16 protein-coding genes are annotated in these 17,912 nt (G+C 73.1%); 9 read left to right on the top strand and 7 right to left on the bottom strand.

What is annotated here, in order from left to right; all coding sequences use genetic code 11:
- Positions 1-45 precede the first annotated feature (45 nt).
- Positions 46-993, top strand: a complete 948-nt coding sequence (locus tag AB0K03_RS22215; protein ID WP_364687691.1) for a biliverdin-producing heme oxygenase — start codon at positions 46-48, stop codon at positions 991-993.
- A gap of 51 nt (positions 994-1,044) precedes the next feature.
- Here the strand turns inward: AB0K03_RS22215 and AB0K03_RS22210 are convergent, their stop codons facing one another.
- The 3 genes from AB0K03_RS22210 to AB0K03_RS22200 all read right to left on the bottom strand — a co-directional run bounded on the left by AB0K03_RS22210 (position 1,045) and on the right by AB0K03_RS22200 (position 3,922).
- Entirely contained in the window at positions 1,045-2,745 is a 1,701-nt protein-coding gene (locus AB0K03_RS22210; protein ID WP_364687689.1) for a DEAD/DEAH box helicase, read from the bottom strand.
- Between the two features lie 253 nt (positions 2,746-2,998).
- Positions 2,999-3,223, bottom strand: a complete 225-nt coding sequence (locus AB0K03_RS22205) for a DUF3107 domain-containing protein (RefSeq protein ID WP_364687687.1) — start codon at positions 3,221-3,223, stop codon at positions 2,999-3,001.
- 36 nt (positions 3,224-3,259) lie between these two features.
- The gene (locus AB0K03_RS22200; RefSeq protein ID WP_364687685.1) at positions 3,260-3,922 is read right to left on the bottom strand and encodes a TetR/AcrR family transcriptional regulator; all 663 of its coding nucleotides are present in this window, start codon (positions 3,920-3,922) and stop codon (positions 3,260-3,262) included.
- A 161-nt stretch (positions 3,923-4,083) separates the two neighbouring features.
- Here AB0K03_RS22200 and AB0K03_RS22195 point away from each other — a divergent pair, with 161 nt between their 5' ends.
- The 5 genes from AB0K03_RS22195 (at position 4,084) to AB0K03_RS22175 (ending at position 10,410) form a co-directional block, all read left to right on the top strand.
- Positions 4,084-6,111 carry a Daple gene (locus AB0K03_RS22195; protein ID WP_364687683.1) on the top strand — a complete coding sequence of 676 codons (2,028 nt, stop codon included), beginning with the start codon at positions 4,084-4,086 and terminating at the stop codon, positions 6,109-6,111.
- Positions 6,111-7,070 (top strand): alpha/beta hydrolase, encoded by a 960-nt coding sequence (locus AB0K03_RS22190; protein WP_364687682.1) that lies wholly within the window; start codon positions 6,111-6,113, stop codon positions 7,068-7,070. Before AB0K03_RS22195 ends, AB0K03_RS22190 begins: the two co-directional genes overlap by 1 nt.
- Positions 7,071-7,116: 46 nt before the next feature.
- Positions 7,117-7,962 (top strand): DUF3152 domain-containing protein, encoded by an 846-nt coding sequence (locus tag AB0K03_RS22185; protein ID WP_364687680.1) that lies wholly within the window; start codon positions 7,117-7,119, stop codon positions 7,960-7,962.
- A 285-nt stretch (positions 7,963-8,247) separates the two neighbouring features.
- Positions 8,248-9,429, top strand: coding sequence for an adenylyltransferase/sulfurtransferase MoeZ (gene moeZ, locus AB0K03_RS22180; RefSeq protein ID WP_364687678.1), 1,182 nt, complete (start codon positions 8,248-8,250; stop codon positions 9,427-9,429).
- A 174-nt stretch (positions 9,430-9,603) separates the two neighbouring features.
- The gene (locus tag AB0K03_RS22175; protein WP_364687676.1) at positions 9,604-10,410 is read left to right on the top strand and encodes a prenyltransferase/squalene oxidase repeat-containing protein; all 807 of its coding nucleotides are present in this window, start codon (positions 9,604-9,606) and stop codon (positions 10,408-10,410) included.
- A gap of 182 nt (positions 10,411-10,592) precedes the next feature.
- Here the strand turns inward: AB0K03_RS22175 and AB0K03_RS22170 are convergent, their stop codons facing one another.
- Together AB0K03_RS22170 and proB are read right to left on the bottom strand one after the other, a co-directional pair.
- The gene (locus AB0K03_RS22170; protein WP_364687674.1) at positions 10,593-11,831 is read right to left on the bottom strand and encodes a glutamate-5-semialdehyde dehydrogenase; all 1,239 of its coding nucleotides are present in this window, start codon (positions 11,829-11,831) and stop codon (positions 10,593-10,595) included.
- A gap of 30 nt (positions 11,832-11,861) precedes the next feature.
- Positions 11,862-12,974, bottom strand: a complete 1,113-nt coding sequence (gene proB / locus AB0K03_RS22165; RefSeq protein ID WP_364687672.1) for a glutamate 5-kinase — start codon at positions 12,972-12,974, stop codon at positions 11,862-11,864.
- Positions 12,975-13,035: 61 nt separating this feature from the next.
- Between proB and AB0K03_RS22160 the strand changes: the two genes are divergently transcribed.
- A complete protein-coding gene (locus tag AB0K03_RS22160; protein WP_364687670.1) occupies positions 13,036-13,338 on the top strand; it encodes an MGMT family protein in 303 nt (100 codons plus the stop codon).
- Here AB0K03_RS22160 and AB0K03_RS22155 read toward each other — a convergent pair.
- Positions 13,322-14,005: a TetR/AcrR family transcriptional regulator gene (locus tag AB0K03_RS22155; RefSeq protein ID WP_364687668.1), complete on the bottom strand. Its 684-nt coding sequence runs from the start codon at positions 14,003-14,005 to the stop codon at positions 13,322-13,324. The genes AB0K03_RS22160 and AB0K03_RS22155 overlap by 17 nt on opposite strands.
- Before the next feature lie 99 nt (positions 14,006-14,104).
- Between AB0K03_RS22155 and AB0K03_RS22150 the strand changes: the two genes are divergently transcribed.
- On the top strand, positions 14,105-15,022 hold the full coding sequence (locus AB0K03_RS22150) for an NAD-dependent epimerase/dehydratase family protein (RefSeq protein ID WP_364687666.1): 918 nt from the start codon (positions 14,105-14,107) through the stop codon (positions 15,020-15,022).
- 28 nt (positions 15,023-15,050) lie between these two features.
- Here AB0K03_RS22150 and AB0K03_RS22145 read toward each other — a convergent pair whose 3' ends face one another.
- Positions 15,051-16,469, bottom strand: coding sequence for a gamma-glutamyltransferase (locus tag AB0K03_RS22145; protein WP_364687664.1), 1,419 nt, complete (start codon positions 16,467-16,469; stop codon positions 15,051-15,053).
- A 117-nt stretch (positions 16,470-16,586) separates the two neighbouring features.
- Between AB0K03_RS22145 and AB0K03_RS22140 the strand changes: the two genes are divergently transcribed.
- Positions 16,587-17,906 (top strand): MFS transporter, encoded by a 1,320-nt coding sequence (locus AB0K03_RS22140; protein WP_364687662.1) that lies wholly within the window; start codon positions 16,587-16,589, stop codon positions 17,904-17,906.
- Positions 17,907-17,912: the final 6 nt, after the last annotated feature.

The following is a 17,912-nucleotide window of genomic DNA, read 5'->3' as shown; positions in this document are numbered from 1 at the left end:
CTCGGGAAGGGTTAGGCTCACCTAACGCGGAGAGAGGTTACTGCTGTGACGTTGGCCGACCCTCCCGCCCGGTTGTCCGTCCGGCTGCGCTCCGAGACCCGCTCCGACCACGACGAGGCGCAGGGCAGCGGCTTTCTCGACCGGTTGGCGTCGGGCGGCCTGCCGCGGGCGGCGTACGCGGACCTCGCCACCCAGCACTGGTTCCTCTACGAGACGCTCGAGCAGGCCGCCGCGGCGATGGCCGGGGACCCGGTGGCGGGCCCGTTCGTCTTCCCGGAGCTGACCCGGCTCCCCGCCCTCACCGCCGACCTCACGCTCCTGGCCGGCCGCGACCCGCACCAGGACCGGCGCAGCCCGCTACCGGCGACGGAACGCTACCGGGCCCGTCTCCGCGAGGTGGCCTTCGACCGGCCGTGGGCGTTCATCGCCCACCACTACACCCGCTACCTGGGCGACCTCTCCGGCGGCCAGTACCTCGGCCCGGCGATCGCGAAGGCGTACGGCCTGAACGGCGCCGGCCACCGCTTCTTCGTGTTCGACGGCGTGTCCCCGCCCGCGTTCCGGGCGCGCTACCGTTCTCTCCTCGACGACCTGACCCTGTCGGCGGCCGATGAGGACCGCCTGGTGGCCGAGGTGTCGGAGGCGTACCGCCTGAACATCGCCGTTCTCGCCGGACTCAAGGAGCGCTGGGTGGGTGCTTTCGAACTGACACCGGAGGCCGTCGAGCAGATCGCCCGGCACATGAACGACGATCACGCCGAGGACAACGTGCTGATCGTGCGCGGGCTCGGCGGTGTGGGGGCCGCGACCGCCGCACGGGTGTCCGGGCTGGACGCCGACGGCATGGAGTTCGAGGCCACCGTGGACGGGATCGCCGTACCGGTGCGGATTCCGTTCCGGGAGCGGCTCACCGAGCGTCGGCAGGTGCGCGGCGAAGCCGTCCGCATGTATCGGGAGGCGTGTGCCGCCCTGGGCATCCCACCGGCCCACTGATCGGCGAAGGGCGTCCCACCGGCTCGGTGGAACGCCCTTTCGCGTACGTCGTCAGTCCTCGGAACCCGAGCCCGTGCCGACCCCCGCGTCGGAGCCGCCGGTCATCTCACCGGTCGCCTCCGCCGCACCCCGGCCGCCACCCCGGCGACGCCGGCGCCGCGGACGGCCGCTCTCGTCCGAGTCCCCGGAAGACTCCGCGGGGGAGTCGGCGGAGGACGCCGCGGGGGAATCGGAGGCTGTGGCAGCGGAAGTGTCGACGGCATCCGGCGAAGCGCTGTCGACCCGGCGGCGGCGACGCTGCCGGCGCGGGCGCTCGGAGGTCTCGCCCTCGGCGGCCGGTGCCGCCTCCGGCGCGCTGTCGTCCCCGCCACGGCGGCGCGGACCACCGCTGCGGGGCCGGGAGCGGCTGCTGTCCTTGCCGCGGCGGCGTCCGCCCAGGTCTTCCTCGACCTCCGCGGACAGGCCCGCGCGGTTGCGCTCGGCCGTCGGCAGGGTGCCGGAGATGTCCGTCGGGATGTCCAGGTCGGCGTAGAGCGCCGGGGAGGTGTGGTACGTCTCCGGAGGCTGCGGCATGTTGAGGCCCATCGACTTGTCGATGAGCACCCACCTGGGCATGTCCTCCCAGTCCACGAACGTCACGGCGACGCCGGTCGCGCCCGCGCGGCCGGTGCGGCCGATGCGGTGCGTGTACGTGTCCGGGTCCTCCGGGCAGTCGTAGTTGATGACGTGGGTGACACCCGAGACGTCCAGGCCGCGAGCGGCGACGTCGGTGGCGACCAGGACGTCGATCTTCCCCGTACGGAACGCGCGCAGTGCCCGCTCCCGAGCACCCTGGCCGAGGTCACCGTGGACGGCCGCGACCGCGAAGCCGCGGAAGTCGAGGTCCTCGGCGACCCGGTCGGCCGCTCGCTTGGTCCGGGTGAAGATCATGGTGAGACCGCGGTCGCGGGCCTGCAGGATGCGCGCCACCATCTCCAGCTTGTTCAGCGGGTGGGTGCGGTAGACGACCTGCTTGGTCAGCGGCGACGGGCCGCTCTCGGTGGTGTGGCCGGCGTGGATGGTCACCGGGTGGCGCAGGAAGCGGCGCGAGAGGGCGACGATCGGGTCGGGCATGGTGGCCGAGAACAGCATGGTCTGGCGCTGCTCGGGGAGCATGGCGAGGATCTTCTCGACGTCCTCGAGGAAGCCGAGGTCGAGCATCCGGTCGGCCTCGTCCAGCACCAGGGCCTTGATCGAGGTGAGCTTGAGCTGCTTCTGCTTGGCCAGGTCGAGCAGGCGGCCGGGGGTGCCGACCAGGATCTCGACGCCCTTCTTGAGCGCCTCGACCTGTGGCTCGTACGCCACGCCGCCGTAGATCGGCAGCACCCGTACGCCCCGGGTGGCGCCGGCGGCGGCGAGGTCACGGGCCACCTGCAGGCCCAGCTCACGGGTCGGTACGACGATCAGCGCCTGCGGCTTGCCGTCGGCGCCCTCGGACGGGGCGGTCATGCGCTCGAGGATGGGCAGGCCGAAGCCCAGGGTCTTGCCGGTGCCCGTGGGCGCCTGGCCGATCAGGTCGGTGCCGCGCAGCGCGATGGGGAGCGCGTACTCCTGGATGGCGAAGGCCCGGGTGATGCCGGCCGCGGCCAGGGCTTCCACGGTCTCCGCGCGGACGCCCAGCTCGGCGAACGTGGGGCTGTCGGCGCGGACGGGGGCGCGGGTGAGGACCGGTACCAGTGCGGGTTCTGTCTCGTTGGCTTCGATGTCGGTCATGGAGTTCTGCGGGTGCCTCTCGTGGTGCGCCCGTCGAAGTCCTGGGCGCGGTCTGGATAGGGCGCGGGCCACACGCGAGAAAGCTCGCGGGCCGCACGCGCGTCGCCGCGGCGGAACCAGAGAAATGGATCGACGTCGGCGGCGACGGGCCAAGTCTACCCGACGGAGAGATTGCGCACCTCAGGCCGAACGTGACCGGGGCCGGAAATGCGTCAGGGGGCCCGAGGGCCCCCTGGTCGCTGTGCAGCCTCGCCTATCGCGTGGTGAAGCCGAACGGGCGGGTGCTGCTTTCGGCGATCTCCACGTAGGCCAGCTTGGCGATCGGCACGATCACCTTGCGGCCCTTCTCGTCGGTCAGGGTCAGGACGCTGTCCTTGGCCAGTGCCTCGGTCACCACCTGCTCGACCTCGGCCGGCGTCTGCGCACTCTCCAGCGCCAGCTCACGCGGGGCGTGCTGCACGCCGATCTTGACCTCCACGGGGCCCTCCCTCTCAGCAGTCTTCCGACATGAAGGCTAGCCGATTTCCGCAGACGTTCCCGGCGTTGACTCACCCTGCAGCGGGAAGGACGCGATGCCGCGCCAGATCAGGGCCGCGACCAGCGCTTCCGCCTCGTCCTTGGCCACCTGGCGGCCGGTGGCGAGCCAGTACTGGGCGGCCTGGCCGGAGACGCCGACGAGTCCCGCGGCGAGCAGCTCGGCCTTCGCCTGGGTCAGGCCGGTGTCCGCGACCACCGTGTCGGTGACCGCGGCGATGCAGCCCTGCTCGACCCGCTCCACCCGTTCGCGCACCTGCGGGTCGTTGCGCAGGTCGGACTCGAAGACGAGCCGGAACGCCTCGCTCTCGTGGTCCATGAAGTCGAAGTACGCCCGTACGGCGCCCTTGACCCGCTCCTTGTTGTCCGGAGTGGCCAGCATCGCGCCGCGCACCTTGGCGATTATCGCGTCGCAGTGTGTGTCGAGCAGGGCCAGGTAGAGCTCCAGCTTGCCGGGGAAGTGCTGGTAGAGCACGGGCTTCGAAACGCCGGCCCGCTCGGCGATCTCGTCCATGGCGGCGGCGTGGTAGCCCTGGGCCACGAAGATCTGCTGCGCGGCGGCAAGCAGTTGCTTACGGCGCGCGGAGCGCGGCAGGCGCGTGGGGCGCCCCGCCGTCTGTGCCCCGCCGGACGCAGCGGTCATGTCACCATCCTCTTCAGCTCGATTCCCACCGCGCTTGAAGCGACGCGGATTGCCCGGTTCGTCGTCTGTCGCGTTCCGGGCGGGCAATTGTCGCGACGCTGCAACTTATCGCCACTGCAACCACACGGTAGCCTCAGCAGGGGGCAAGCGAGGAGCGCGTGGTGGACGAAACAGGGCATTCCGGTGACGCCGGGGCCGCCGAGGGCGGTGCCGGTGCTGAATCGCGTGACCGCACCCTGTTGAACGGATGGGCCGCACGGGAGAGCCCGTGGTCGAACGCCGGAGCTGCCCTGGACCCGGAGACCGAGGTCCCGGCGTGGCGCCGGCCCGCGACGGAGGTGCGGCCGTTCAACCGGCCCCTTCCGACCGACCCCCCGTCGGGTGACATCCGCCCGTTCGCCACCCCACCGCCGCCACCGTCGTTCACCCCGGCCCAGCAGTCGCCCGCGGCGCCCGCCGAGGGCACGCCCACGCGGAGGGAAGGGCTCGAGAACGCCGCATCGTCGCGCTGGTCCGACAGCCGCGCCCGCTACGACGACCTGCTCTCGCCCCTCTCGCCCGCCGGCGAGCGGCGACTGCCGACCGGTGGGGAGCGGCGACAGCCCACGGACGGCGAGCGGCGGCCCACCGGCGGCGAGCCGCGGCAGGAGGAGCCCCGGGCGCCCGAGCCGCCGCCGCGCCCCGATCCGCTCTCGCCCGAGATGCTGCGCGGCGGCCAGGAGACCACCGAGCTGCGCGCCACCCCGCCGCCCCTGCCGGCCAGCGCCCCGCCGTACCCGTACGAGGGCGATCTCGACGACGCGAACCGGCCCCCGGCCGCCCAGCAGCGGGCGCCGTTCCCCGCCGTGCGGCCGGCGACCCCCGGTGGCCGCCGCGCCGAGTGGACGACCGCCGAGTCCGCGCGGCACGCGCTGGACCCGCCGACCCCGGCCGAGGGCATGCCCCGGGTGGGTACGCCGGAAGCTACCGGCGGGTCACGTTCCGGCGATCAAGGGCTCGGCCGGTCGTCGTACGATCCCTCCAGCTTTCCGCGCCGGCTGCCGTACGAATCCCCGCAGCCGGCGTACCCCGGACGGCCCGCCGGCGACCCCGGAGCCGGCCCGGCCGGGAAGCCGCCCTTCGCCGCGTTGCCGCAGCGCGTGCCGGCCCAGCCGGACGTGCCCACCGTCCCGGAGCCGCCGTCCGTGGAGCCCTCGGCCGAGACCCCCGCGCTGGCGCGGATCGCGACGCACCTGCGCCGCGACGACGCGCTCTCCCCGCAGGAGCGGCAGGACGGCTTCGACGTCAACGCGATCCTGGAGGCGGTCCGCGAGGTCGACGGCGTCCGGGACGCCGCGCTGCGGACCACCCCGGCCGGCGCCCACAGCCTGCGGCTGGACCTCGCCGAGGGCGCCGACCCGGCCGAGGTGAGCCGCCAGGTGGCCCGTCTCCTGCAGGACCGCATGGGCCTGGACGCCGCCATGCAGGGCGCTTCTCCGCTCGCGCCCGCGCGGACGCCGGAGGAGGCTCCCCCGGCTCCCACACCCCGGTCCGCGCCGCCCGCGCAGGCCACCACCCGGGGTCTGCCGACCCGCACCTCCTCGGCCGCGCAGGCCTCGGCGCCGCCGGTCGCACCGGCGCCGTTCGTGCCGTCGCAGCCCAACCCGGCCGGGCGGGCCGTGCCGCAGAGTCCCGCCGCGATGCCGAGCCCTTCCGCGATGCCGGCACCCGCCGCGACGCCGCGGATGCCCACCGGCATCGACCCGGCGCCGCCGCGACCGCTGCTCGAGCCGGGGGAGCGCCCCGGGCCCCGCGTGATGATCGACAACGTGCAGGTCAACACGTTCGGCAGCGAGGCGACCGTGCGCGTGCAGCTGATCGTCGGGGGTCAGGCCGCGGTGGGGGAGGCCACCGGCCCGGCAGTGGACGGCTACCTGCTGCGCCTCTGTGCGATGGCGACCGCCACGGCCGTGGACGACCTGCTGACCCACTCAGACCACGCGGACGGCCCGGCGAAGTGCTTCGTGGAGCACGCGGCGGCCGTGCCGTTCGGCTCGATCCAGGTGGCCGTGGTGGTCGTCCTGCTGGCCACCGACGGCTGGGTGGAGCAGCTCGCCGGCTCGGCCGTCGTCACGGGTGACGACCGGCACGCGATGGTCCGCGCCACTCTGGCGGCCGTCAACCGGCGGCTCGAGGCACTCTTGTCCTGATGAAGGGCGCGAAACTCGCGGCGGACGAGGTCCTGCCGCCGGACGGGAGCCTGCCACCGCCGTGGCCGGCCCGCAAAGTGATGATCGACGGCGCGATGCTGCACGTCCGTGACACCCCGGCCACCACGCCCGGCGCCGAGCCCGCGGTGTACGTGCACGGCCTCGGCGGCTCGTCGCAGAACTTCACCGACCTGGCCGGGCTGCTCACCGACCGGTTCGACGGCCAGGCCGTGGACCTGCCCGGGTTCGGCTACAGCGACCCGAGCCGGCGTTACTCGATCGCCGCGTTCGCCGAGCGGCTCATCGGCTATCTGGAGCACTCCGGGCGCGGTGCGGTCCACCTGGTCGGCAACTCGCTCGGCGGGTCCATCTGCGTACGGGTGGCGGCCCTGCGCCCCGACCTCGTCCGCACCCTGAGCCTGATCAGCCCGGCGATGCCGTTCCTCGACCCCCGGCGTACGGCCCAGGGCCCGGTGCTGCCGGTGCTCGCCCTGCCCCGCGCCGACCGGATCATCGCGTGGGGCATGGCCCGGATGACCGCCGAGGAGATGGCCGAGCAGGTGCTGCTGGCGTGCTTCGGCGACACCACCAAGGTCAGCGCCCAGCGCCGGGCCGAGGCGATCGAGGAGATCAAACTCCGGTACACGGTCGCGCACTACTCGAAGGCGTACACGGGGACGCTGCGCGGGCTGGTGTCGAGCTTCCTGCGGGCGTACCTGCCGGGGGTGAACTCGCAGTGGCGGCTCGCCGCCCGCATCGCCGCGCCGACGCTGGTCATCGGCGGCCTGAAGGACGGCCTGGTGGACCCGCGGGTGCCGGCGCAGGTGGCGAAGGCGATCCCGGACAGCCGGCTGCTCGTCCTGCCCGGCGTGGGTCACGTCGCGCAGATGGAGGTGCCCCGGCTGGCCGCCCGGGCGATCATCGGCCTGCTCGAGGACGTCGCTTCCCCGGTGGGGTGACGACTCCGGCTGCCTGCGCACCCGTGATGTGGCACGCTGGCGGCAAATGATCGACACCCGTACGCCCCTGCCCGTCCGGCGGCGCCGCATCTGGTTCGCCGCCGTCATGGTGGCGGCGCTGCTGGTGGCCGGTGGTCTGCTGCTGCCCACCGTCTGGGCCTCCGGCCCGCCGGTCCCGATGCCCGTCGCATCCGCCGTCGTGCCCGCTCCCGCCCTCGCGGCCTCCGCCGCGCCGCCGGCGGCGGTCCAGCCCGCTCCCGCGCGGTCCGTCCCGCAGACGTTGCTCTCGCTGCCGGGCGCGGTGCCTGCGCGAGGGTCGGGCACATTCGCGTACGCGCCGGGCCGCGGCAGGATTCTGGGTACGGCTGGCGGCGTACGCCGTTTCCGTGTGGCGGTGGAACATGGCAGCGGCGAGGACCTGGCGGCCTTCGCGACCCAGGTCGAGGCCACTCTCGGTGACCGGCGCAGCTGGATCGGCGACGGACGGTTCCGGCTGCAACGCGTACCGGCGGGGGAGAAGGTCGACTTCACCGTGTTCCTGGCGACCCGGGAGACCGCGGGGCGGATGTGCGCCGACGGGGGCGTCAACATCACGGTGGGCGGGCGGCCGTACACGTCCTGCCGGACGACCGGGCGTGCGATCGTCAACCTGGACCGCTGGCGGCTGTCGGCGCCGCCTTACGTGGCCGCGAAGGTGCCCCTGCCGATCTACCGCCGGTACGTCGTCAACCACGAGGTCGGCCACGAGCTGGGGCACGGCCACCAGGGCTGCCCGAAGCGCGGGGGTCCGGCGCCGGTGATGGTGCAGCAGACGCTGACGCTGCGCGGCTGTGTGCCGTACGCGTGGCCCCGCCGCGACAACCGCCTCTTCCAGGGCCCGGCGCTCAGATGAAATCAGGGCAAATGTCCCGTGTCGGCGGGTACGTTCTGGCAGCCTGACCGTGTCATGGAGAAGATGCGTCCGTACCTGCGGCGCCGGTGGATCACGGCGCTGATCCTGTTCACGCTCGCCGTCGCGGTCTTCGTGGCGGCCGAGACGGCCCGCGGCGGCAACCCCGGCGGGTGAGATTTGATTCCCGTTTCCCGCATGCCGGGCCGGTGGTCCACGTCATGCCCATGACGGCGATTCACGAGCAACAATGGTGGCCGCACCTTCCGTCAACCCGGGGAGTTCACCGTGTCACTGCCCCCGCTCGTCGAGCCGGCCGCCGAGCTGTCCGTCGATGAGATCCGGCGCTACTCGCGTCATCTGATCATCCCGGACGTCGGGATGGACGGCCAGAAGCGGCTCAAGAACGCCAAGGTGCTCGTCGTGGGCGCGGGCGGCCTGGGTTCGCCGGCGCTGCTCTACCTGGCCGCGGCCGGCGTCGGCACGCTCGGCATCGTGGACTTCGACACCGTCGACGAGTCCAACCTGCAGCGGCAGGTCATCCACGGCGTCTCCGACGTGGGGCGGCCCAAGGCCGAGTCCGCGGCGGCGAGCATCCGCGAGATCAACCCGCTGGTGAACGTGGTCATCCACAACACCGCGCTGGACCGCGACAACGTCAAAGAGATCTTCAGTCAGTACGACCTCATCGTCGACGGCACCGACAACTTCGCGACCCGCTACATGGTCAACGACGCCGCGGTGCTGCTCGGCAAGCCGTACGTCTGGGGCTCGATCTACCGCTTCGACGGTCAGGCGTCGGTGTTCTGGGAGGAGCACGGCCCCTGCTACCGCTGCCTCTACCCGGAGCCCCCGCCGCCCGGCATGGTCCCGTCCTGCGCCGAGGGCGGCGTGCTCGGCGTGCTCTGCGCGTCGATCGGCTCCATCCAGGTCAACGAGGCGATCAAGCTCATCACCGGCATCGGTGAGCCGCTGGTCGGCCGGCTGATGGTCTACGACGCCCTCGAGATGGAATACCGCAAGATCAAGGTCCGCAAGGACCCGAACTGCGCGCTCTGCGGTGAGAACCCGACGGTCACCGAGCTGCTCGAGGACTACGAGGACTTCTGCGGCGCCGTCTCGACCGAGGCGCAGGAGGCCACCCTCGGCGCGACGATCACCGCGCGCGAGCTCAAGGACTGGCAGGACGCCGGCAAGGACCTGTTCCTGGTCGACGTCCGCGAGCCCGCCGAGTGGGAGATCAACCGGATCCCGGGCGCCACGCTGATCCCCAAGGGCGAGATCCTCTCCGGGGAGGCGCTGTCCCGCTTCCCGCAGGACCGCCAGATCGTGCTGCACTGCAAGTCGGGCGTGCGCTCGGCGGAGGCGCTCGCGGCGCTCAAGTCGGCCGGCTTCAAGGATGCCGTGCACGTCCAGGGCGGCATCGTCTCCTGGGTGAACACGGTGGATCCGTCGCTGCCGTCGTACTGAGGTCGACAGGAACGGCCGCTCACCCCGCTGTGGGTGAGCGGCCGTTCGCTGTAAGTGATGACGTACGCATCACCCGCTGTCAATGTCCGCTGATCGTGGGGGACGGAAGCGACCTTATAGACAACTACCGAAACGACACGGCGAAAACGCGGGCCGGGTTGTAGCGTCACCGTCGTGGTCGACATGGATGCCGCGATCGGGTACGTCATAGCGCACGGTGACCCGGTGGAACGCGCGCGGCTGTCCTACCTGAGGACCGGCAGCGAACCACCGCCCGGCGTCCTCGACCGCATCGAGAGCGGCCAGACCCCCGAAGGTGGCTGGCCGGCGAGCGGGGACAGCCCCGTACCGTCCGTCGACGCCACCTGTTTCCGCCTCTCCGAGCTCGACGACCTCGGCGGCCTCCGCGGCCCGCAGGTCGACCGCGCCCTCGCCTGGCTCGCCGGCGTCCAGCGCAGCGACGGCACCTGGCAGGAAGACGAATCCCTCGCCCCGGAGGCGCCGCCCTGGGCGATGCCGGGCGACCCCGAAGCCACCCTCTACCTGACCGCGGTCGCCGGCTTCTGGATGACGGTCGCCGAGTTCGAAGCCCACCCCCGCCATGACGCCCCACCCCGGTACGCGACCACCCTCGCCGCGGCGGCCCGCTACGTGGTCGCCCAGCTTCGCCCGGACGGCAGCTGGCCGTCCTTCCTCGCGACCGGCTGGCACGCGGCCGGGCTCCTCCACGAACAGCAGTTCTTCTACGAGTCGGCCCGCGTCCAGCTCGTCCTCGGCGACCGCATGGGCGACATGACCCCGGCGGACGTGGCGAACATGGCGGCGGCCCTGCGCCGGGTCAACCTCGGCGACGACTGGCTGCTGCAGACCGCCCGCAAACGGCTGGCGGAGACGCAGCGCACGGACGGCGGCTGGGACAGTGACGAGGGCCCCATCTTCGACGTCAACACCACCCTGACCGCGATCCGCGCCTGCCGCTGACCCGCGTGGCCGGGGCGGCCCGACCCCGCGCCTGGGCCGCGCCGAGCCGCCCGGGCCCGGCGTGGCCCCGGGCCCGGCGTGGCCCCGGGTCGGCGTGGCCCCGGGCCGGCGTGACCCGGCCCGGCTGCTGCCCGCCCGCTCCCGGCCTGGCCGTTGCCCGCCCGGCCCCCGGCGCGGCGGCGTCAGCGGGTGTGGCCGTTGCCCGTGACGATGTACTTCGTCGAGGTCAGCTCCGGCAGCCCCATCGGTCCGCGTGCGTGCAGCTTCTGCGTGCTGATGCCGATCTCCGCCCCGAATCCGAACTCGCCACCGTCCGTGAACCGCGTCGACGCGTTGATCATCACGGCGGCGGCGTCGACGCGGGCGGCGAAGCGGCGTACGGCCGTGGTGCTCTCGCTGACGATGGCCTCGGTGTGGCCGGTGCCGTAGCGGCGGATGTGGTCGAGCGCGTCGTCGATGGAGTCGACCACCGCGACCGAGATGTCGGCCGAGAGGTATTCCTTGCCCCAGTCCTCCTCGGTCGCCGGGACCACGCCGTCGAACGAGGCCACGCGCGGGTCGCCGTGGATGGTCACGCCCGCGTTCATCAGTTCCTCGATCACCAGCGGCAGGAACGACTCGGCCAGCGCCGAGTGGACGAGCAGGGACTCGGCGGTGTTGCAGGTGGACAGCCGCTGGGTCTTCGAGTTCATCACCACGCCGAGCGCCTTCTCGAGGTCGGCGGACTCGTCCACGTACACGTGGCAGTTGCCGACGCCGGTCTCGATGACCGGGACCGTCGACTCCTCGACCACGGTCTTGATCAGCGACGCGCCGCCGCGCGGGATGAGCACGTCCACGAGGCCGCGGGCGCGCATCAGCTCCTTCACGGAGTCGCGGGTGGTGGCGTCGAGCAGCTGGACGGCGTTGGCCGGCAGGCCGGCGTCGGCGACCGCCTTGCGCAGCACCGACACGATGGCCGCGTTGGAGCTCATCGCCGACCCGGAGCCGCGCAGCAGCGCCGCGTTGCCGGACTTGAGGCAGATGCCGGCCGCGTCGGCGGTCACGTTGGGGCGGCCCTCGTAGACGATGCCGACCACGCCGAACGGCACCCGCACCTGCCGCAGCTCCAGGCCGTTGGCGAGGGTCGAGCCGCGGACCACGTCGCCGATCGGGTCGGGCAGGGCGGCCAGCTGCCGCAGCCCGTCGGCCATCGCGGCGACCCGCTCGGGGGTCAGCGTCAGCCGGTCGACCATCGCGTCCGTCTGGCCTCCGGTACGCGCGTTCTGCACGTCGACGGCGTTCGCGGCGACGATGTCCTCGGTCCGCTCGACGAGCCGCTCCGCCATCAGCAACAGCGCGGCGTCCTTCTCCGCCCGGGTGGCGGCGGCGAGGTCGATGGCGGCGACCCGGGCCTCGGCGGCCTGCTGCAGGACACTCATGATGACTCCTGGGGAGAGAACGGTGTGTGGTCAGAGAAGCACCAGGTCGTCGCGGTGGACAACCTCTCGTTCATATCCTGGCCCGAGCGCCGCGGCCAGTTCGCCGGTGGAGCGGCCGAGCAGCGCCGGGAGCTCCACCGCGTCGTAGTTCACCAGCCCGCGGGCCACCGGCGCGCCGGAGCCGGCGTCGACCAGGTCGACCGGGTCGCCGGCGGCGAAGGAACCGTCCACTGCGGTGATGCCGGCCGGGAGCAGCGATTTGCGCCGGGCCACCACGGCGGCGACCGCGCCGGGGTCGAGGTGCAGGCGGCCGCGCGGGGCGGTGGCGTGCGCCAGCCAGAACAGCCGGGCGGTGGGCCGCTGGGCGGCGGCGTGGAAGAGCGTGCCGACCTCGTCGCCCTCGAGCGCGGCTCCGGCCAGGGGCGCGGCCGTCAGCACGACCGGAATGCCGAAGCCGGTGGCGATCCGCGCGGCCTCCACCTTCGTGACCATGCCGCCCGTGCCCACACCGGCCTTTCCGGCGGACCCGATGGCGATGCCGGCCAGGTCCGAGTCGTCGCGGACGGTGGTGATGCGCCGCGACGACGGCGCGGACGGATCGCCGGTGTAGAGGGCGTCCACGTCGGAGAGCAGGACGAGCAGGTCGGCGTGGACGAGCGCGGCCACGAGCGCGGCGAGCCGGTCGTTGTCGCCGAAGCGGATCTCCTCGGTCGCGACCGTGTCGTTCTCGTTGACGATCGGCAGGGCGCGCAGGTCGAGCAGCTTGCGCAAAGTCCGGTACGCGTTGCGGTAGTGCGCCCGCCGGGTCACGTCGTCGACGGTGAGCAGCACCTGTCCGACGGTCAGCCCGTGGCGGGCGAAGCCGGCCGCGTACCGTCCGATCAGCAGGCCCTGGCCCACCGACGCCGCCGCCTGCTGGGTGGCCAGGTCGCGTGGCCGGCGGCGGAGCTGGAGCGGGGCGAGGCCGGCGGCGATCGCGCCGCTGGAGACCAGGACCACCTCGCGGCCCTGCGCGGCCAGCTTGCCGAGCACGTCGACCAGGGCGTCGACGCGCTGCTCGTCGATGCCGCCGGCGGCCGTGGTCAGCGAGGACGACCCCACCTTCACCACGATCCGGCGGGCGCCGGTCACCTCTTCACGCACCAGGCCCATTCTGCTCGCCGCGACGTCCGCGGCCGCCGGGAGATCCCATATCGTGGCGACGGTGACACCGCAGGAGTACGTCGAAGAGGTTCTCCGGCTCGTGGAGAGCATCCCCGAGGGCCGGGTCATGTCCTACGGGGCGGTGGCCGACGCGCTCGCCGACCGCGCGGGGCGCAACTCGGCCCGGCAGGTCGGCACGATCATGGCCCGCCACGGCGGCGGCGTGCCGTGGCACCGGGTGGTCACCAGCGCGGGGCGGCTGCCACCGGGCCACGAGCAGGAGGCGCGGCAGCGGTTGCTCAGCGAGGGCGTACCGCTGAAGGGTGACCATGTCGACATGGCCCGCGCTAGCTGGATGCCCTGAGGCCGATCCACGTCAGCGCGCCGCGCATCTGGAAGTCGAAGAAGTCGCGCCGCGCGTCGATGGTGTTGTTGAGCTGCCCGAACAGCTCCGCGCTGACCGCTCCGCACAGGTGGATCCAGCCCGCCATGCTGCGCGCGACCAGCTGCGGCGGCGCGCCCGGAGCGGCCTGCTCGGCGACGACCGCGAGTTCCTCGCCGAGCCGGCCGCCGATCGGCTCGCCGGGCACCACCTCGCCGGACGCTGACGCGTCCTGGACGATGCGGCCGAGGGCCAGGATGACCCGGATCGCCGGTCCGACCGTGTCGGTGGGCGCCTGATACCCGGGTACGGGGCTGCCGTAGACGAGCGCCCACTCGTGCGGGTTGGCCAGCGCCCATTCGCGTACGGCGTGGCAGACGGCCAACCACCGGTCCACGGCGGAGCCCGTGCCGGAGGCGTTCTCGGCGGCCGCGCCCAGCGAGTCGTACGCGTCGATGATCAGCGCGGTGAGCAGCTCGTCGCGGCTGGCGAAGTACCGGTACACGGCGGAGGACGCCATCCCCAGATCCCGCGCGACGGCCCGCAGCGAGAGGTTCGCGCCGTCGGTGGCCAGGTGGCGCCGGGCGGCCGCCTTGATCTCGTCGGTCATCTCGGCGCGCAGGCGCGCCCGGATCGAAGCGGCAGTCATGTGAACAGTGTGCCACAACGAGAGCACTGCTCTTGACGGCGGCGGCCGGAAGCGGGAAGGTGGTCCCAACAGAGAGCACTGCTCGCAAAGGAGAGCGCCATGTCGAATCACGTCATCGTCGGTGCCGGCCCGGTGGGCTCCACGGTCGCCCGCCTCCTCGCCCAGACCGGCGAGACCGTCCGCATCGTGACGCGCAGCGGCTCGGGCCCCGACCATCCGCTGATCGAGCGCGTAGCAGCCGACGCGAGCGACGCCCGGCGGCTCACCGAGCTCACCCGCGACGCCGAGGTGCTCTACAACTGCGCGAACCCGGCGTACACGAAATGGCGGGAGCTGTGGCCGCCGATGTCGGCGGCGATGATCACCGCCGCGCGGGAGAACGACGCGGTCCTCGCGATCACCGGAAACCTCTACGGGTACGGCCCCCAGCCGGGCGGCCGCATGTCCGAGCACACGCCGCTCGCGGCCACCGGACGCAAGGGCCGCGTACGCATCGCCATGTGGCAGGACGCCCTCGCCGCCGGCATCCGTACGCTCGAAGCCCGCGGCTCGGACTACGTCGGCGCGGGCGCCACCGGGGTGGTCTCGTCGGTGCTGAACCCGGCGATCGCCAAGGGCCGCACGGCGTGGATGCCCGGCGACCCGGACGCCCCGCACACCTGGACCTACGTCGGCGACATGGCCCGTACGCTCATCGCGCTCGCCCGCGACGAGCGGGCCTGGGGCCGGGCGTGGCACGTGCCGTCCGCGCCGGCGATCAGCGTCCGCGAGCTGGCGGCCCGCTACGCCGCACTGACCGGCTCCCCGGCGGTACGGGTCCGCAAGCTGCCACGGGCCGTCATGCGCACGGCAGGCCTGGTGATCCCGATGGCCCGCGAACTGGCCGAGATGGACTACCAGTTCTACGGACCGTTCCTGCTCGACTCCAGCGAGACCGAGCAGACCTTCGGCCTGAGGGCGACGGACCTCGAGATCGCCCTCAAGGAGGAAGCAGCGACCGCAACCCGCGCCCGCTGAAGCAGCAACCCGACCCCCGCCGCACTCGCTAAAGGAGGAGTCCCACCCCGCCGCGCCGGGGATCGCCGGCCGCCCCGCCGGCACCCACGGCCGTCACCCCGCCGAAGTAGTGGTTGATCTCCGACCATTCGTGGATCAACCACCCGGCCTCCGCCAGCGCCTCCAACTCCTCGCGCGGGCAACCCGGTTCCGCATGAACCGTGTCGTCCACGACGTGGAAGCGGGGCCGCTGGATCGCGGCCCCCATGTCGAGCCCGTCGACCAGCACGCCCATCAGCGTGCCGATCAGCGCGGTCCGGATGCGGGAGGCGCCGGCCGATCCCGCCGCCACCGCCAGCGCCCCCTGCCGGTCGATCACCACGAGCGGGCACATGTTGGACGACATCCGGCGGCCGGGGGCGAGGTCGGCGGTGATCAGCTCACCCTCGCCGAGCATCGAGTTGAGGTTGATGCCCAGCCCGGGCAGCCAGACGCCGGCGCCGAGGCCCATCGTCGTGGTGATGACGCAGGCGTTGCCCTCGCCGTCGACCACCGAGACGTTGGTGGTGTCGCCGATCTTCTGCCGGCCGCGGTCCCGCAGCGCCGCGGCCAGGGCGACCGCGCGGGCCGGCCCGGGCAGGTCCGGCAGCGAGGCCGGCAGGGCGGCGATCGTGTCCACCGTCCGGTTGAGGTCGTGCCGGGCCCGCACCCGGTGCGCGCCCAGCCGCGCGTGGTCGACGTGCGTCTCGAGCACCCGGTACGAGGCGAGGTCGTGCGGCCCGAGCGAGCCGCCGGCCGCCCGTACGGTGTCCACCATCAGGGACGCGTACGCGCCGGTGTAGAACAGCGCGGGCCCCTCCGCGGCGAGAGCCTCCAGCGCGCTCGCCAGCCCGGGATGGAACAGCCGGTCGCCGCCCTCGAGCAGCCGGTCGCCCGGCGCGTAGATCGCGGCTCCCTCCCCGTACGCCAGGGCCGGCGCGCACGACTCCAGGGTCCGCGCGTGCGCGGCAGGCAGCGGCACCCCCGACACGGCCAGCTCGTATGCCGGCGCCACCAGCGACTCCCACGGCAGCCGTCCCCAGCGCCGATGCACCTCACCGCAGCCCGCCGGCACCCCGGGCACCGCGACGCTCGCCCCGCCGATCGAGTAGACCTGCGGCACCCCACCGAAGAACACGTCCACCGCCACCATCGGGCCGGCCCGGCGATCGCCGTCCGTGCCCGGCACGGACACGAAGAAGTCCAAGCACGTCACGTCGCCGGACGCGGCGTCGAGGTAGGTGGCGAACCCGCCGCCGCCCAGTCCGGTGTAGATGGTCTCGGCCACGCAGGTCGCGAGCACCGCGGCCACAGCGGCGTCCGCGGCCGTACCCCCGGCGCGCAGGATCCGCAGCCCCGCGGCGGCCGTCTCCGGGTGGCTGGCGGCGATCCCGGCGGCGACCCGCTGGGACTTTGCGGACATCTCCATTCGGCGAAGCGTAGGCGCAGCGGCCCATGCGTGGTTACCATCCGCGTCCATGACGACAGCCGGTCCCCCGCCCGACGTACGGCAGCAGCAGCCCGTGCGTGGTGACGATCTGCGTCCATGACAGCGGCCGGTCCCTCGCCCGACGTACGGCAGCAGCCCCCGCTGCCGCGCCGGACGCTGGCCGGGTATGCGCTCGGCTCGCTGGTCACGGGCCCCTTCGGCACTGTTCCCGGTTTGCTCCTCCTTCCGTATCTCACCGACACGCTCGGCGTCGCCGCAGGCGTGGCGGGTCTGCTCGTCCTGCTGCCCAAGGCATGGGACGTGCTCGTGAACCCGGTCGCCGGCCGCATCTCCGACCGCACCGGCGACCGCCGCCCGTTCCTGCTCGGCGCCGGCCTGCTGCTAGCCGTCCTGTTCGCGGCCATGTTCGCCGGGCCCTTCCGCGGCACGGGCCCGGCCGGTGCCTACGTCGCCGTCGCCTTCCTCGCCGCGGCGACCGCGTACGCCTTCTTCCAGGTGCCCTACGTCGCGATGCCGGCCGAGCTCACCGACGGGTACGCCGAGCGCACCCGGCTCATGACCTGGCGCGTCGCCGTCCTGGCACTGGCCATCCTGGTCTCCGGCGCGCTGGCCCCGCTGGTCGTCGACCTCGGCGGTGGCGGCCGCACCGGCCACCGGTGGTCCGGCGCCTTCGTCGGCGCCCTCATCGTGGTGGGCACGCTGGGCGTCTTCTTCGGTACGCGCACAGCAGAGTCCCGGACAGCCCCGGGTGCGGAACCCAGCTGGCGCGGGCAACTGCGGATCGCGGCATCGAATGTGCCGTTCCGTGGCCTGCTGGCCTGCTGGGTGGTGCAGGCAGCCGGCATCGGCACGATGCTCGCGGGCGTGCAGTACTTCGCCGACCACGTCATCGTCCAGGAGGCCGGGGCGACCTTCCTCTTCGCGGCGTTCGTCGGCCCGGCCCTGCTCGTCATGCCGCTGTGGACCCGCGTCGGTGCGCGCGCCGGGAAGCTCCGCGCCCTGATCCTGGCCTCGCTCCTCTTCGCCGCGGGAGCCCTCGGACTGCTCTCGGCCGGCCACATCCCCGTCACGCTCACCTACCTCATCGTCGCGCTGATCGGCTGCGGTTACGCCGGCCAGCAGGTCTTCGCGCTCGCGATGCTGCCCGACCGCATCGCCGACGAGACTGCCAGAACGGGCCGCCGCCAGGCGGGCGTCTTCACCGGCCTGTGGACAGCGGGGGAGACCCTCGGACTCGCCCTCGGACCCGGCGTGTTCGCCCTGGTCCTGCAGCTTTTCGGCTACGTGCCGTCATCCACAGGAGCGGCAGCGGCCCAGGACGACACCGCGCGGCTGGGCATCCTGCTCGGCTTCACGGTCGTGCCCGCGATCCTCGTCGGAGCGGCAGTCCTGCTCCTGCGCCGGTACGAGGACTAGCTTGAG

The sequence above is a fragment of the Actinoplanes sp. NPDC049316 genome (assembly GCF_040677315.1).
Classification (GTDB): Bacteria; Actinomycetota; Actinomycetes; order Mycobacteriales; family Micromonosporaceae; genus Actinoplanes.
The sequence above is the reverse complement of the archived record's forward strand: the minus strand, read 5'-3'. Positions and strand labels throughout refer to the sequence as shown.

Bases quoted from the DNA above. Each gene is read 5' to 3' on its own strand.
- AB0K03_RS22155 (WP_364687668.1), bottom strand. From the start codon at position 14,005: ATGACTGCCGCTTCGATCCGGGCGCGCCTGCGCGCCGAGATGACCGAC.
- AB0K03_RS22190 (WP_364687682.1), top strand. From the start codon at position 6,111: ATGAAGGGCGCGAAACTCGCGGCGGACGAGGTCCTGCCGCCGGACGGG.
- AB0K03_RS22185 (WP_364687680.1), top strand. From the start codon at position 7,117: ATGATCGACACCCGTACGCCCCTGCCCGTCCGGCGGCGCCGCATCTGG.
- AB0K03_RS22145 (WP_364687664.1), bottom strand. From the start codon at position 16,469: ATGGAGATGTCCGCAAAGTCCCAGCGGGTCGCCGCCGGGATCGCCGCC.
- AB0K03_RS22140 (WP_364687662.1), top strand. From the start codon at position 16,587: ATGACAGCGGCCGGTCCCTCGCCCGACGTACGGCAGCAGCCCCCGCTG.
- AB0K03_RS22200 (WP_364687685.1), bottom strand. From the start codon at position 3,922: ATGACCGCTGCGTCCGGCGGGGCACAGACGGCGGGGCGCCCCACGCGC.
- AB0K03_RS22210 (WP_364687689.1), bottom strand. From the start codon at position 2,745: ATGACCGACATCGAAGCCAACGAGACAGAACCCGCACTGGTACCGGTC.
- AB0K03_RS22170 (WP_364687674.1), bottom strand. From the start codon at position 11,831: ATGAGTGTCCTGCAGCAGGCCGCCGAGGCCCGGGTCGCCGCCATCGAC.
- AB0K03_RS22150 (WP_364687666.1), top strand. From the start codon at position 14,105: ATGTCGAATCACGTCATCGTCGGTGCCGGCCCGGTGGGCTCCACGGTC.